The 14,056-nt window shown below is 67.5% G+C and carries 18 protein-coding genes and 1 tRNA gene; 8 read left to right on the forward strand and 11 right to left on the reverse strand.

Annotated elements, in window-relative coordinates:
- Positions 1-9 precede the first annotated feature (9 nt).
- Positions 10-375, forward strand: a complete 366-nt coding sequence (locus MLGJGCBP_RS06500) for an ArsR/SmtB family transcription factor (protein WP_087559073.1) — start codon at positions 10-12, stop codon at positions 373-375.
- An 8-nt stretch (positions 376-383) separates the two neighbouring features.
- The gene (locus MLGJGCBP_RS06505) at positions 384-1,580 is read left to right on the forward strand and encodes a CaiB/BaiF CoA transferase family protein (protein ID WP_236580949.1); all 1,197 of its coding nucleotides are present in this window, start codon (positions 384-386) and stop codon (positions 1,578-1,580) included.
- Between the two features lie 107 nt (positions 1,581-1,687).
- On the opposite strand, the gene MLGJGCBP_RS06510 is transcribed toward MLGJGCBP_RS06505, so the two are convergent.
- The 8 genes from MLGJGCBP_RS06510 to MLGJGCBP_RS06545 form a co-directional block, all read right to left on the reverse strand.
- On the reverse strand, positions 1,688-2,116 hold the full coding sequence (locus MLGJGCBP_RS06510; protein ID WP_087559208.1) for a hypothetical protein: 429 nt from the start codon (positions 2,114-2,116) through the stop codon (positions 1,688-1,690).
- A gap of 192 nt (positions 2,117-2,308) precedes the next feature.
- Positions 2,309-2,911: a hypothetical protein gene (locus tag MLGJGCBP_RS06515; protein ID WP_087559207.1), complete on the reverse strand. Its 603-nt coding sequence runs from the start codon at positions 2,909-2,911 to the stop codon at positions 2,309-2,311.
- Positions 2,912-3,093: 182 nt separating this feature from the next.
- Positions 3,094-4,164 carry a class I SAM-dependent methyltransferase gene (locus tag MLGJGCBP_RS06520; RefSeq protein WP_160094493.1) on the reverse strand — a complete coding sequence of 357 codons (1,071 nt, stop codon included), beginning with the start codon at positions 4,162-4,164 and terminating at the stop codon, positions 3,094-3,096.
- A 50-nt stretch (positions 4,165-4,214) separates the two neighbouring features.
- Positions 4,215-5,009 (reverse strand): energy-coupling factor ABC transporter ATP-binding protein, encoded by a 795-nt coding sequence (locus MLGJGCBP_RS06525; protein WP_160094494.1) that lies wholly within the window; start codon positions 5,007-5,009, stop codon positions 4,215-4,217.
- Positions 5,006-5,770: a cobalt ECF transporter T component CbiQ gene (gene cbiQ, locus MLGJGCBP_RS06530; RefSeq protein ID WP_160094495.1), complete on the reverse strand. Its 765-nt coding sequence runs from the start codon at positions 5,768-5,770 to the stop codon at positions 5,006-5,008. The genes MLGJGCBP_RS06525 and cbiQ overlap by 4 nt, the downstream gene beginning before the upstream one ends.
- 2 nt (positions 5,771-5,772) lie before the next feature.
- Entirely contained in the window at positions 5,773-6,120 is a 348-nt protein-coding gene (locus tag MLGJGCBP_RS06535; protein WP_201452977.1) for a PDGLE domain-containing protein, read from the reverse strand.
- Positions 6,117-6,812, reverse strand: coding sequence for an energy-coupling factor ABC transporter permease (locus MLGJGCBP_RS06540; protein ID WP_160094548.1), 696 nt, complete (start codon positions 6,810-6,812; stop codon positions 6,117-6,119). Before MLGJGCBP_RS06540 ends, MLGJGCBP_RS06535 begins: the two co-directional genes overlap by 4 nt.
- A 127-nt stretch (positions 6,813-6,939) precedes the next feature.
- On the reverse strand, positions 6,940-7,866 hold the full coding sequence (locus MLGJGCBP_RS06545) for a DNA-3-methyladenine glycosylase family protein (protein ID WP_160094496.1): 927 nt from the start codon (positions 7,864-7,866) through the stop codon (positions 6,940-6,942).
- A gap of 72 nt (positions 7,867-7,938) precedes the next feature.
- Between MLGJGCBP_RS06545 and MLGJGCBP_RS06550 the strand changes: the two genes are divergently transcribed.
- The 3 genes from MLGJGCBP_RS06550 (at position 7,939) to MLGJGCBP_RS06560 (ending at position 9,980) form a co-directional block, all read left to right on the forward strand.
- Positions 7,939-8,481, forward strand: a complete 543-nt coding sequence (locus MLGJGCBP_RS06550) for a ribonuclease H family protein (protein WP_160094497.1) — start codon at positions 7,939-7,941, stop codon at positions 8,479-8,481.
- A 62-nt stretch (positions 8,482-8,543) separates the two neighbouring features.
- A complete protein-coding gene (locus MLGJGCBP_RS06555) occupies positions 8,544-9,419 on the forward strand; it encodes an amidohydrolase family protein (protein WP_160094498.1) in 876 nt (291 codons plus the stop codon).
- 141 nt (positions 9,420-9,560) lie between these two features.
- Positions 9,561-9,980, forward strand: coding sequence for a hypothetical protein (locus tag MLGJGCBP_RS06560; RefSeq protein WP_160094499.1), 420 nt, complete (start codon positions 9,561-9,563; stop codon positions 9,978-9,980).
- Positions 9,981-9,995: 15 nt separating this feature from the next.
- Here the strand turns inward: MLGJGCBP_RS06560 and MLGJGCBP_RS06565 are convergent, their stop codons facing one another.
- Positions 9,996-10,154 (reverse strand): hypothetical protein, encoded by a 159-nt coding sequence (locus tag MLGJGCBP_RS06565; protein ID WP_160094500.1) that lies wholly within the window; start codon positions 10,152-10,154, stop codon positions 9,996-9,998.
- A gap of 223 nt (positions 10,155-10,377) precedes the next feature.
- A tRNA-Arg gene (locus MLGJGCBP_RS06570) sits at positions 10,378-10,450 on the reverse strand.
- Between the two features lie 71 nt (positions 10,451-10,521).
- Here MLGJGCBP_RS06570 and MLGJGCBP_RS06575 point away from each other — a divergent pair.
- A complete protein-coding gene (locus MLGJGCBP_RS06575) occupies positions 10,522-11,292 on the forward strand; it encodes a dienelactone hydrolase family protein (RefSeq protein ID WP_160094501.1) in 771 nt (256 codons plus the stop codon).
- Here the strand turns inward: MLGJGCBP_RS06575 and MLGJGCBP_RS06580 are convergent, their stop codons facing one another.
- A complete protein-coding gene (locus tag MLGJGCBP_RS06580) occupies positions 11,293-11,547 on the reverse strand; it encodes a hypothetical protein (protein ID WP_160094502.1) in 255 nt (84 codons plus the stop codon).
- A gap of 133 nt (positions 11,548-11,680) precedes the next feature.
- On the opposite strand from MLGJGCBP_RS06580, the gene cycA reads away from it, so the two are divergent.
- Entirely contained in the window at positions 11,681-13,153 is a 1,473-nt protein-coding gene (cycA, locus tag MLGJGCBP_RS06585; protein WP_201452978.1) for a D-serine/D-alanine/glycine transporter, read from the forward strand.
- A 113-nt stretch (positions 13,154-13,266) separates the two neighbouring features.
- The gene (locus MLGJGCBP_RS06590) at positions 13,267-14,055 is read left to right on the forward strand and encodes a M23 family metallopeptidase (protein WP_160094503.1); all 789 of its coding nucleotides are present in this window, start codon (positions 13,267-13,269) and stop codon (positions 14,053-14,055) included.
- Position 14,056: the final 1 nt, after the last annotated feature.

Raw genomic sequence — 14,056 nt, forward strand, 5'->3', positions numbered from 1 at the left:
ACTGGCGTGATGGCCGCCACCCCCGCCCTGAACCCCGAGGACGTTCGGCGTGCGGCGGCGGCACTGCACACCCCCGACATCGACGGCTGGGCGGGCCGCTTCGAACTGCTGTCGGACGGCAACCGCCTCCGGCTGCTGCTGTGCCTGCACCACGCCCCCGACATCTGCGTCGGCGACCTGGCGGCGGCCCTCGACATGACCGGGACCGCCGTTTCGCATGCGCTGCGGCTGCTCCGCAACCAGGGGTGGGTGTCGGCGACGCGGGACGGCCGTTCGATGCGGTACCGGCTCACCGATGACACCGTGCACGAACTGCTGCACACCATCGGGGCCACGCACTATCACAATCACACGGGAGCCGAAGAAGAAAGGTGAATCCCGATATGGAGAACGACCCCGGACTGCTGCCGCTCGACGGCATCACCGTCGTGGCACTCGAGCAGGCCGTGGCCGCTCCGCTCGCCACCCGCCATCTCGCGGACATGGGCGCGCGGGTCATCAAGATCGAACGCGTGGGGGAGGGTGACTTCGCCCGCAACTACGACGACGCGGTGTTCGGGCAGGCCTCGCATTTCGTGTGGCTGAACCGGTCGAAGGAATCGATCGGCGTCGACCTGAAGTCCGAGGTCGGGCGGGACACCGTCGCGAAGCTGATCGCGAAGGCCGACGTCTTCATCCAGAATCTCGCACCCGACGCCGCCGACCGCCTCGGGTTCGGCGCCGACGCACTGCGCGCCGAGCATCCGGCACTGATCGTCGTGAACATGTCGGGCTACGGGTCGGCCGGGCCGCGGCGCGAACGCAAGGCGTACGACATGCTGGTCCAGGCGGAAACGGGCATGATCTCGGTGACCGGCACCCCGGACACCGCGACCAAGACGGGTGTCCCGGTGTCCGACATCGCCGCGGGAATGTATGCGATGACGTCGGTCCTCGGTGCCCTGTTCCGGCGGCAGCGCACCGGTGTGGGAGCGCGGATCGACGTGTCGATGTTCGACGCGACCGCCGAATGGCTGGGCCATCCGATGTACATGAAGATGTACGCCGACACGCAGATCCCGCGCGTCGGGCTCGGGCACGCGGCGATCGTCCCGTACGACTCGTATCCCACCCTGGACGGGCAGATCCTCATCGGCGTCCAGAACGACCGCGGCTGGCGGCAACTGGTGACGGACGTGTTCAAACGGCCCGACCTCGCCGACCATCCCCGGTTCGCGACCAACATGCTGCGGGTGCAGCACCGGGCGGAGGTGGACGCGCTGGTGGCCGAGGAGACGCAACGTTTCACCAGCGCCGCCCTCGACCAGGCGCTCGCGGACTCCGGGATCCCGGCGGCGGAACTGAACGACCTGGGCGGGCTGATCGAGCACCCGCAACTCGATCAGCGCGACCGCTGGCGTGACGTCGGCACCGAGGCCGGCCCGATCCGGGCGATGCTGCCGCCGATGACGTTCTCCGACGTGGAGATGCGGATGGGGGACGTGCCCGCCCTCGGCGCGCACACCGATCTGATCCTCGGTGAGCTGGGCTGGTCGGCGGAGGACATCGCGAACCGGCGCGCAGAGGGTGTCGTCGGCTGACCCCAGCAGTTCAGTGAGCGCATCAACTGGCCATGCCTCGATCAGTCGTGGGCGGACACGCCGCAGCCCCGGCCCGAGTGAGGCCGGGGCTGCAGCCCGCTCTTCGCTCAGGGTGTGGCGAAGAACTTCTCTACGGCAGGCTGGGCATTGGGGTTGCCCACACCGATACCGATGACGGCGCCGGCGATGGTGCCGACCACGGTGCCGACGATGCAGCCTGCGATGAAGTTGGGGAAGATCGACACGCACCCGATGGCCATGCCCACGTTGGAACCGATCGCCATGCCCTGCAGGCCCGCGTTGTTCCAGCCGGTATTGATCTCGTTGGTCATTGTGTCGAAGGCGTCCTGCTTGGTCTCGTTCTCCGGGAAGAACTGCTCGGCCACCTGGCTGCTACCGCCGTCGGCGGCCGGGGTCATGAGCGGCTGCGACCAGTCGATTCCCTGCGGTGCCGGATCGGCGTACGCCGTTCCCGCCCCGACGGCCATCGCGGACACGACGAATATGGACAATGCCAGAGTTCTCAAGAGTTTCATGGAAATTCCCACCATGTCGTAGGACGAACACGATCCCCACCTGAGTGCACCGAACATCGTTGTGCGTGGACCATATTCGCTGGAAAACCGGAACGGCTACATGCATATGTGGGTGCGCGGTGATGCTCCCCGTGTGCGAGCTAACCCATAATCCTCCCGAAATCGTCGCTCGAGGTCGGAACGGAAGCCCCGCTACAGGGTTCCGAGGAATTCGTAAACCGCCGGTGTCGCAGCGGGGTTCGCGTTGCTGATCCCGGTGACGGCGCCGATCGCTGCGCCTACCGCGGCACCGGGAAGACACCCGCCGAGGATGAGGAAGATGCACCCGGCGACGAATCCGATGCCCGCGCCGATCGCGGTCGCGGTCCCGCCGCCGTTCACCCAGCCGATCTCGAGCTGCGTCATCATGTTGGCGTACGCGGAATCCCTGTCGACCGGGGTGAGCGCGAGTGTTCCCGCGACGGGGGTCGTCGTGGGTGTCAGGCTCAGGAACCGGCCGCCGTCGGTGACGAGCGGATCGATCGCGAACTGCACACCGGCGATCGAGTAGCGCAGCGGGATCGTGCCCACCGGAGTTCCCGAATCGTTGACGATGTCGACGGCGGCGGCCGTCCGCGACAGCGTGAATTGTCCCGCGTCGAGTGCAGTGCCGACCGATCGGCCGTCGGCACTGAGACTGGTGTGCGAGATGACGGCCTGGTCGGCGGGAGTGGGGGCGGCGTACGCGGTACCCATTCCGACGCACAGGGTGGCGATCAGCAGCGCTGCGGGCGCTGTCACTCTATGCAGTTTCATGGTGTTTCCCATGCGTAGTAGCGGATGACAAACGACAAATCTGGTTCGACCTGGCGCTTCACAGTTGCCCCGACCGGCGAAAGCGTCCGTAACCTGCCTACTGCAAACATCTTCCCCCTTCGGACGCCCCAGTTTTCGGCCTTTCCGCAAAATACGTACGTATCGGGCTGCCGGTGCGAGGATTACACCGTCAGCCGGTAGAACCGGAAGAACCCGAAATCCTCGATCGGCAGGACGTCCATGGTGCCGAAACCGGCGGCCTCGGCGTAGCCGCGCAATGTGCTCGGGCGCATGACCGTTCCGGTGCCCACGCTCGGAGAATGGTTCATGCCGTCGGGCAGGCACACGGTGAGACTGAAGCCGTACATCAGCCGCTCGACGTCGCTTCCCGGCGCGGAGAATTCGTCCTCGACGGCCTCGTCCATCACGATCATCGCACCGCCGGGGGCCAGCGCCCTGCGGACCGCGGCCAGCACCTCGACCGGAGCGGGCATGTCGTGGATGCACTCGAACGCGAAGGCCGCGGTGCAACTACCCTCGGGAATTCCCGCGGCGTCCGATTCGGTGATCGTGATCCGATCGGCGACATCCGGCCGCTCACGGACGTTGGACCTCGCGAGTTCGACGGTCGCGGTGTCGATGTCGTAGCCGTGGAGCGTGGCGTCCGGGTAGGCGCCCGCGAGTGCGATCGTGGACCAGGCGCCGCCGCATCCGACGTCGGCGATGGTGGCGCCGGGCGTCCGGAGCAGCGCGTCCACGTCGGGGACCGATGCCAGCGCACCGGGAAGAACCTGCTCGTACCACGGCCGATTCATATCGGCCTGCGACTCACGGGCATCCGCACCGTACTGGGACCACCCCACCCCGCCGCCGGTCCGATACGCCTCGAGCAGTGCGGGCATCTGCGTGGTCGCCGCGACGAAGATCCGCGCGAGCGGTGCCAGATAGTTGAGACTCTGCTCGTCGGTGAGTACTTCGGCGGCGCCGGCCGGGAGCGTGAACCTCGGCGGGTCCGCGGCGTCCACCGTGAGCAGTCCCGACACGGCCTGCTGTTCGAGCCACTCACGCGCGTACCGCGGATGAGTGGACGTGCGTTCCGCCAGTTCGTCCGCCGTCGCCGGGCCTTCCGACGCGAGACTGCGGTACCAGCCGAGGCGATCTCCCAGGTGGACGGCCAGCAGGTCGATGGCCCCGAGCGACGCGTCGAAAATGCGCTGGGACACCGTCGCGGCATCGGCTTCGGGTGCGGACATCGCTGACCTCCGGTCGGAGTGCGGGCGAAGCTTCGTCACCCCATCGTGGGCTACCCGGTCGGCGGTGTCACGGATCGTTCGCCGGGCGAATGAGGCCCGGTCGTGGGAAGCCGGAAACCCCACGGCAACTCGAGGCGATGCCGGGCGAGCAACTCGGCGTCGCCGAGCAACTCCAGGATCGGACCGTCGGCCACCAGGCGCCCCTCGTCGAGGATCACGGCGCGCGTGCACAACTGGGCGGCGTACGGGAGGTCGTGCGTGACGAGCAGGTGCGTGGTGTCGATACCCAGCAGAACCTCGGCCAGTTCGCGCCGGGCGACGGGGTCGAGATTGCTCGACGGCTCGTCCAGCACGAGGACGTTCGGGGCACACGCAAGGACGGCCGCCAGCGCCACCCGGCGCCGCTGGCCCACCGAGAGGCGCGCGGGGTTGCGGCCGGAATGCGCCGTCATGTCCACGGCCGCCAGCGCGTCGCGCACCCGCTCGTCGAGCGCGGTCCCGGTGACCCCGAAATTGACCGGGCCGAACGCGACGTCCTGCGCGACGGTGGGCATGAACAACTGGTCGTCGGGATCCTGGAAGACGATGCCGACCCGACGCCGGACCTCGCGCAACGTGTCCCGCGACGCACCCCGCGCAAGAGCCAGCCCGCCCACCGTGACGCTGCCTTCGGTGGCTGTCAGAATGCCGTTGAGGTGCAGCATCAGCGTGGTCTTGCCCGCGCCGTTCGGACCGAGGACGGCCACCCGCTCGCCGGATTCCACGGTGAGGTCGATCCGGTGCAGCGCGGCCCGGCCGTCCGGATACGCGAACGAGACGCCCTCGAGGTGCACGGCCGCGGTCATCGGAGCACCCACGCCGTGAGACAGATCCCCACCGCGCACACCGCGGGCACGAGCCCCGCCCGCCACGCCGCAGCGGTCGCCGGGGGCGCTCCGATCGTGGGAACCGAACCCGTGAACCCGCGCGACAGCATCGCCAGGTGGACGCGCTCGCCGCGCTCGTAGGAACGCACGAACAACCCACCGACGCCCCGGGCGGTGGCTCCGATCTGCCGGAACGTGCGGGGGTCGTCGCCGCGGGACAGCCGGGCGGTGCGCATCCGCTCGACCTCGGCGGTGAGCAGGTCGAGGTAGCGCAGCATCAGAACGACGATCGTGGTGAGCATCGCGGGCACGCGTAGCCGCGCCAGACCCGGCGGCAGGTCGCGGGCGGGTGTCGTCGCGGCGAGTGTCAGCGAGACGAGGACGCCGAGAGTGCCCTTCACGAGAATGCCCCAGGCCGCGTAGAGGCCCGCGACGGACAGCGACAGTCCGGCGACGGTGACGCGGGCGCCGCCCTCGGCGAACGGCAACAGCACCGCGAGCGTCACGAACGGCAACTCGATCAGCATCCTCGGCCCGATCCACGTGAGCGCGATGCCGGCGATCCGCCAGATCACGATCAGGACGGCGAGATACCCGGCGAACGCCCAGAACGCTTCGCGTGGCGTCGCGACCACCGCGAAGACGAAGACCACGGCGTAGACGATCTTGACCTCGGCGGGCAGTCGGTGCAGGGGGGAGGCGCCGTCGAGGTAGAGCGGATGGGCGTGACCGGCACCCACGGTCAGGGGCTCGTTCGGTTGCGCCGCGCGCGGACGAGCAGCCAGAACAGGCCACCGGCGACGACGAACGTCGCGGTCGCGCCGATGACGCCCGCGACCCCGGTGAGATGCGCCCGGCCCGCCACCGTGTAGCCGGCGAGCGGCGAGTCCGACAGGTGATGCGCGGACGCGTTCCGGGCGATGCAGTCACCCACGAGCGCCTCCCCGGTGTCGGTCTCCACCGTCTCGCACCCGCGCATCGTCGCGGCATCGAGACCATCCGGACTCGAACTGGCGAGGTAGGAGACCGCGCCGGCGACGAGCAGCGCCACCAGCGCGAAGCCGATCAGGAAGCGGCGGAGGGAGATCACGCGCGCACCTCCACTCGCCGGGGTGCCGTCCGCAGCAGGTACACGAGGTCGGGGCGCGCCTTCGCGACGGCCGTCACCGTGACGGCGGTGATGATGCCCTCGCCGATGCCGATCAGCACGTGCGCCCCGAGCATGTAGGCGGCCACCGCGCCCAGCGACGTCGACTCCCCGGACGTGACGTGTCCGCCGATCGCGTACTCGAGCACGAAGCCCATCGACGCCGCCACCGTTCCGCACAGGGCCGCGGCGAACGAAATCCCGCCGAGGACGCGGAATCGCAGTCGCTCCTGCCGCACGACGAGCGGACGCAACGCCACCGCGACGCCGTAGCCGACGACCACCCCGATGATCGCCATGTTGGTGATGTTCGCTCCCAGTGCTGTCAGCCCACCGTCGGCGAACAGCAGGGCCTGCACGATCAGCACGATCGAGATGCAGAGCATGCCGGTGTACGGGCCGACCAGGATGGCGGCGAGCGCGCCGCCGAGGAGGTGGCCGCTCACACCGGGAAGGATCGGGAAGTTGACCATCTGGACCGCGAAGATGAATGCCGCGACGAGACCGGCCATCGGTGCCGTGCGTTCGTCGAGTTCCGAGCGCGCACGCCAGGCGGCGATCGACAGTCCCAGTGCGGCGACGACGACGAACAGCAGGGAGGTCGGTGCGTTGATCAGGCCGTCGCTCATGTGCATTGCCACGGTTTCCACGGCGTCTCCTCCGGCCGGCAGCTGATCCTTCGAAGTCTAGTTGTTCGTATGAACACTTGAACAGGTGTTCACAGGTAACGGAATACCGGTAGGTGGAGTGTGCGAATGACGGTCAGTGCCAGCTGTGGTCGACGAGCGCCGTACGGGGCCCGAACTTGGGTTTGACGGCCTGCCCGCTCACCTCGAGCAGTCGCACGGCGCGTTGGCGGTGCGGCTGCAGCGGGGCCAGATACTCCACCATCCCGGCGTCGTCGAGGGGCTTCCCGAGCAGCGACCACCCGACCATCGCGGCCAGGTGATAGTCGCCGACCGAGAGGGCATCCGGATCGCCGAGCGCGCGTTGTGACACCTCGGCCGCCGTCCAGATCCCGACGCCGGGAATGGACATCAGCCGGCGGTTCGCCTCCTCGCGGGGCAGGTCGACGATCTTCTCGAGCCGGTCGGCGACCTGCGCGCAGCGGACGATCGTGCGTGATCGGGCGGGGTCGACGTTGGCCCGGTGGAATTCCCACGACGGCACCCGCCGCCACACGTCCGCGGTCGGGGGAAGCCGCATCCCGTCCGGGGCCGGACCGGGGGCCGGCGCGCCGAACTTCCACACGAGACGCCGCCACGACGCGAATGCGGCGATACCGTGCACCCTCTGCTCGAGGATCGCGGGCACGAGGGCCTCCAGCACCCGGTCCGTCCGGCCGAGGCGCAGGTGCGGGAAACGCCGATGGGCCTCGACGAGGATCGGATGGTCGGGGGCGAAATCCGCGCACTCGTCGTGCTCGCCGACGAGGCGGCCAAGTCCCGCGGCCAGCTCGTGGGCACCCGCACCCCACGCCTGGCAGCGCACCGAGTGACGGTCGATCTGGGTGAGGCGATAGGTGACCGGGCCCGACTTCTGCACCGACGTCCGCCAGATCGCGCCGTCGGCAGTCCGGCGGTGGCAGGGGTCGCCCTTCCCGCGCTGCAGCGGCCGCAACGACATGGCGACGTCCAGGGGACGCCGCGCGGTCACGGTGGTCTCGACCACCTCCAGCGAAGCCGTCATCGAATGCAGCGTATCCACTGTGAAGGCGACCGCTACCGGCGGCTGTCGGAGCGCGCACGTAAAGTCCCAGCCATGATCATCGTGAGTACCGACGGATCCTGCCTCCGCAACCCCGGTGGGGCGATCGGCTGGGCATGGGTCAATCACGAGGGTCCCAGCCAATCGGGTGGCGAACCCTCCGGGACCAACCAGATCGCCGAGCTGCGGGCGCTGCTCGAAGCGATCACCGCGCATCCCGGCGCCGATCCGCTGCTGATCGAATCCGACTCCCAGTACGCCATCAAGTGCGCGTCGGAATGGCTGCCCGGGTGGAAACGCAAGGGCTGGAAGACGGCGGGCGGTGCTCCCGTCAAGAACCTCGGGCTGGTGCAGTCCATCGACAGGGCCATCAGCGAACGCCCCGGGCCGGTCCGTTTCCGCTGGGTCCGCGGCCACGTAGGCAACCACTACAACGAGATGGCCGACGTCCTCGCCGGCGAGGCGGCCCGTGCCGTCGCATCCGGCGCGGTCGCACCGGCGCCGGTCGCTGCCCCCGCACCGGCCCCTGCCCCTGCCCCTGCACCGGCGCCTGTCGCAGCCACCCCCGAGGCCGAGGACGCGTTCACGCTGTTCTGAGTCGGCCCCCGTTCCGATCCGCCGGGGTTCCGTGATCCGGCACTGTGTCGAGGAGAAGAGTGTTGTCCGAGGATCTGCGGGTGCAGGAGTTCTGGCGTGCGCTGGGGCTGCCCGGCATCATCGACGTCCACACCCACTTCATGCCCGCGAACGTGATGGAGAAGGTGTGGGGCTACTTCGACGCCGTCGGTCCCCTCACCGGACGTGAGTGGCCCATCCACTACCGGCACGAGGAGGACGTCCGCGTCGAGCACCTCCGCGGGTTCGGCGTGCGGCGGTTCACGTCGATGATCTACCCGCACAAGCCGGAGATGGCCGCGTGGCTGAACCAGTGGTCGGCCGAGTTCGCCGCGCAGACCCCCGACTGCCTGCGGACGTCCACGTTCTACCCGGAGGAGTCCGCGGCCGCGTATGTCGCGGAGGCGATCGAGTCGGGCACGCGCGTGTTCAAGTCCCACATCCAGGTGGGCGACTACTCGCCGAACGATCCGCTGCTCGACTCCGTGTGGGGTCTGCTGCAGGAGGCGGGTGTCCCCGTGGTCACCCATTGCGGGTCGGGGCCGGCGCCCGGCACCCACACGGGCCCGGGCCCGATCGCCGAGTTGCTGTCGCGGTACCCGCGGCTGCACCTGATCATCGCCCACATGGGGCTGCCGGAGTACCGGGAATTCCTGGACCTGGCCGATCAGTACTCCAACGTGTATCTCGATACCACGATGACGTTCACGGACTACACCGAAGCGGCCACACCGTTTCCGCGCGACCAGGTGCACCGTTTGTCGGATCTGCAGGAACGAATCGTGTTCGGCAGCGACTTCCCCAACATCCCGTACCCCTACCTCGACGCGCTCGAGGGCCTCACCCGATTCGACCTCGGCGAGCCGTGGCTGCGGGCGGTGTGCCACGACAACGCGGCGCGGCTCTTCGCGATCGACTGACCCCGTCGTGCGGTGCCGCGGCTATCGGATTCCGCGTCACCGTCATTCGCCGTCGGTGCCGACCCTGAGGTAGATACGGAGTCCGTGTCATGTCGGTCGGTGCGTCTACGCTGCGATTCCCACGCGACGAAGGCGGCCCCGATGGATGACTACCTCAACGACGGCGAGACGTTCGACGACTACATCATTCGGACTCAGCGGGAGATCGAGATCCACAAGCTGAACATGGACTATCACCTCTCTGGGATGGACCATGTCAGGCGGCAGGGCGGGAAGTTCCTGTATCTCCAGTTCGCCTTGGGTGCCCTCGCCCTGATCTGCCTGGCGCTCGGCTACACGCACGGCGGACACTGGTTACTGGCGTCAATTCCCTTCTCTCTCGGCTCGCTCAGCCCTGCTTTCGTGTACTGCACGTACATGAAGGAGTTCAGGGTCGAATCCCGGGCATTCGACGCGCTCGAGCTTCCGGCAGTCCTGAAGCAGACGCGGTACGAGATGGAGAAGGCAGAGAAGTCGAAGCGGAAGGATCGGTGGTGGCGGCGCCTTCGCCGAACCCGCTGACCGAGGTGCCTTGCGCTAGAAGGGGTTCCACCAGTTGATAAATGCAATGTACAGATTGGTCGGGAAGAAGAACTCCCAGTCCAATCCTATATACGGCAGGTCGGGCAGTACACCGATCATGGTTACTCCTAAAACTGATTCCACCAGGTTGCGAACGAGTTCCACCACGTCCACGGCCAGAACGTCACGTCCCCGATTTGATTCGGCAGGTCGAACAGAATTCCGGTCATGATCGCGTCCCGCCGTTCGTCAGGGCTGCCAACATATGTCGCAGATTTGCGATCGGAGGCGGGAAAATGTCTATGTCTACCCAGTGCATCAGGCTCTCCTCGGGTCGTCCCGACCTGCCCGAAATATCGGCCGCGACCTGACCCGCGTTACCGCGAGGTGGAGAAAGTGCCCTCGGCAGGATTCGAACCTGCGACCTACCCTTTAGGAGAGGGTTGCTCTATCCCCTGAGCTACGAAGGCGCGGTGCACGCTCGGGGCGCACACCGAGGTGAGTGTAGCGGGAATGGTGGTGCGCTCGCGATGGGGAGGGCATGGTTGTCGCAGATGTTCTGGAAGGGACGACGGAACGGGAGACGTACATGTCCGAGATCGACTTGACCGACCTCGCTGCGCGGCACGACGGTTCGCTGAACTTGCACGGCTATCTGGCGAGGCCGTCGGGGGAGGGGCCGTGGCCGGGTGTCGTGATGGTGCACGAGGCGTTCGGATTGGACGACGTGATGCGGCGTCAGGCGGACAGGCTGGCGTCGGCGGGGTTTCTGACTCTGGCGCCGGATCTGTTCAGTGCGGGCGGTGCGCGACGCTGCCTGGTGTCGACGATGCGGGCGATGCTCTCGGGGAAGGGCCGGGCGTACGGGGACATCGAGGCGGCACGTCAGTGGCTGGCCGGGTCTTCGGACTGCACGGGGAAGATCGGGGTCATCGGATTCTGTATGGGCGGCGGGTTCGCTCTGATGACGCTGCGCACCGGGTTCGACGCGGCGGCCCCGAACTACGGGGTCCTGCCGCGTGACCTGGACGCGGCGGTTGCGGGGGCGTGCCCGGTGGTCGCCAGTTACGGCGGGAAGGACTTCGCCCTGCCGAAAGCGGCAGCCAAGTTGGAGTCGGCGCTGACCCGGGCCGGTGTGGTCCACGATGTGAAGGAGTATCCGACGGCCGGCCATACGTTCCTGAACGACACACTGGCCGGACCGAAGGTGATGCGTCCCCTGATGAAGGTCACGGGGATGGTGCCCGACCCGGAAGCCGCCGCCGATGCGTGGACGAGGATTGACGGTTTCTTCGGGGAGCACCTGGGTTGATCAGATGTACTGGCGGGCGCTGGACGTGGCGTGCCGGTAGTCGAGTCCGCACGCCCGGACGACCTGGCCGAGGCTGAGGTATCCCTCGATGCTGGTGGCCTTCGCGAATTTGCCGTCGGCCCGTACCGTGACCGTGACGCTGGACGCGACCGAATCGACCCGAGCGAGTTCGTACTCGTCGACGCCGCCGGCGGCCTGAGCCACGCAGGTGACAGCGCCCTGGGCGTACGCGATTTCGATCAGGTCCTCGATCATGTGCAGGCTCCTTGCCTCGAAGTAACGAACTGAGGTTAGCCTTAGCTACTCGGCCTCTGTCAAGTCCCCGGCGTAACGTGACCCACGTTTTCGGACGGTGACGGCAAGGACTGAGAAGGGTTGCAGGTGTTCCATGGCTGACCGCACTTCCTCGACGGACTCGATCGGATCGGGCGGCGACCCGGGGACGGGGGCGGCGGGCGAACCGCATCTCTCCCGGCAACTCTCCAACCGGCACATCCAGCTGATCGCGATCGGCGGGGCAATCGGCACGGGCCTGTTCATGGGGTCCGGGAAGACGATCTCGCTGGCCGGACCGTCGGTGATCTTCGTCTACATGATCATCGGCTTCATGCTGTTCTTCGTGATGCGGGCGATGGGGGAGTTGCTGCTCTCCAACCTGCATTACAAGTCGTTCTCCGACTTCACGGCCGACCTGCTCGGCCCCTGGGCCGGGTTCTTCACGGGGTGGACGTACTGGTTCTGCTGGATTGTCACGGGTATCGCCGACATCATCGCGATCTCCGGTTACGTGCGGTACTGGTGGCCCGACCTCCAGCTGTGGATCCCGGCGCTGGTCGCCATCGCGGCGCTCCTGCTGCTGAATTTGCCGACCGTGCGGACATTCGGCGAGACCGAGTTCTGGTTCGCGCTGATCAAGATCATCGCCATCCTCAGCCTCATCGTCGTCGGACTCGTGATGGTGTTCACCCACTTCACGTCGCCGAACGGCTCGGAGGCCGGATTCGACAACCTGTGGAACGACGGCGGCATGTTCCCGACCGGCGCGATGGGCTTCGTGGCCGGATTCCAGATCGCGGTCTTCGCGTTCGTCGGTATCGAACTCGTCGGGACCACGGCGGCCGAGGCGAAGGATCCGGAGAAGAACCTGCCGAAGGCCATCAACTCCATCCCGATCCGCATCCTGCTGTTCTATGTGGTGTCGCTGATCGTGATCATCTCGGTCACGCCGTGGCGTGAGGTGGTTCCCGGGGTGAGCCCCTTCACTGCGATGTTCACGCTCGCCGGTCTGGGGATTGCGGCGGGAGTCATCCAGTTCGTGGTGCTGACGTCCGCGGCGTCCTCGGCCAACTCGGGGATCTATTCGACGTCCCGGATGGTCTACGGCCTCGCGCAGGAGGGTGACGCACCGTCCAGGCTCGGCAGGCTCAGTTCCCGCAAGGTTCCGGCCAACGCGCTGATGTTCTCGTGTGCCTTCCTGCTGTCGGCGATCGCGCTGCTGTTCTCCGGCGACTCGGTGATCGAGGCGTTCACGACTGTGACGACAATCTCTTCGGTGCTGTTCATCTTCGTGTGGACGATGATCCTGGCCAGTTACATCGTGTATCGGAAGCGCCGCCCCGAACTGCACGAGGCGTCGAAGTTCAAGATGCCCGGCGGGGTCGTGATGTGCTGGGTCGTCCTGGCCTTTTTCGTCTTCCTCATCTGGGCGCTGACACAGGAGGACGACACCCTCGAGGCGCTTCTCGTCACCCCGGTATGGTTCATCGTGCTCGGGATCGCGTGGGCGGTGATTCGCCGGCGTGCCCCGCACCGCGCTCGTTATGCCGCCTTCAAGGCGGAACTCGAGGAGCGCCGAACATAAACATTCGGTAACGGTGGCGCGGGCCTATATCGTTTTGTTACATTCGTCGCCAGACAGAGGAGCCCACCCCGGATGGGGAGAGCTGCAATCCGACGACTGACGAGGTATTTACTGTGGGTTCCCACCACCGGGCGAGCGGGTCTTCGATTCGCTTCGAGATCGATCCGGACGCGGCGCGCGGGCGCCATCGCAACCAGCAGGCCGGAGCGGGTGTGGGCATCAAGGCCGCGACTGTCGCGGCCGCCACCGGAGCCATCGTGGTCGGTGCAGCCCAGCTGGGTGCGGGAAACGCCGCTGCGGCTCCCGTCGACTCGCATGAGACGAGCGGCGCACAGACCCTGCCGGGCCTGCCGTTCGAGATCCCGGCTGGTGTCCTCCCCGCCGGATTCGAACTGCCCGCAGACCTCGGCACCGCCGCCCAGAATCTCGGCGGCCCGGACCTCGGCGCCCAGGCTCAGCAGTGGCTGTCCGCCGTCAACCCGGTCAAGCCCCACACGGTTCAGCCGGTGTCGGGCAAGCTGACCTCCGACTTCGGTTCCCGCTGGGGAGCCCACCACGGCGGCATCGACATCGCGGCGCCCATCGGCACCTCGGTGCTCGCGGCCGCCGACGGCCAGGTCATCGACGCCGGCGCGGCGTCCGGCTTCGGACTGTGGGTGCGTCTGCTGCACGACGACGGCACCGTCACCGTCTACGGACACGTCAACGACTACACCGTGAGCGTGGGGCAGCGCGTCACCGCAGGGCAGGAAATCGCCCACGTCGGCAACCGCGGCCAGTCCACCGGACCGCACCTGCACTTCGAGGTGCACGACGCGAGCGGAAACAAGATCGATCCCGGGCGCTGGCTGCAGGAGCGCGGCGTGTCCGTCACCTGGGGCAACGCGGGCGCCAACGCGTAAG

Origin of the sequence: Rhodococcus sp. T7 (assembly GCF_009872365.1) — a bacterium.
In the GTDB taxonomy this organism is placed as follows: domain Bacteria; phylum Actinomycetota; class Actinomycetes; order Mycobacteriales; family Mycobacteriaceae; genus Rhodococcus_F.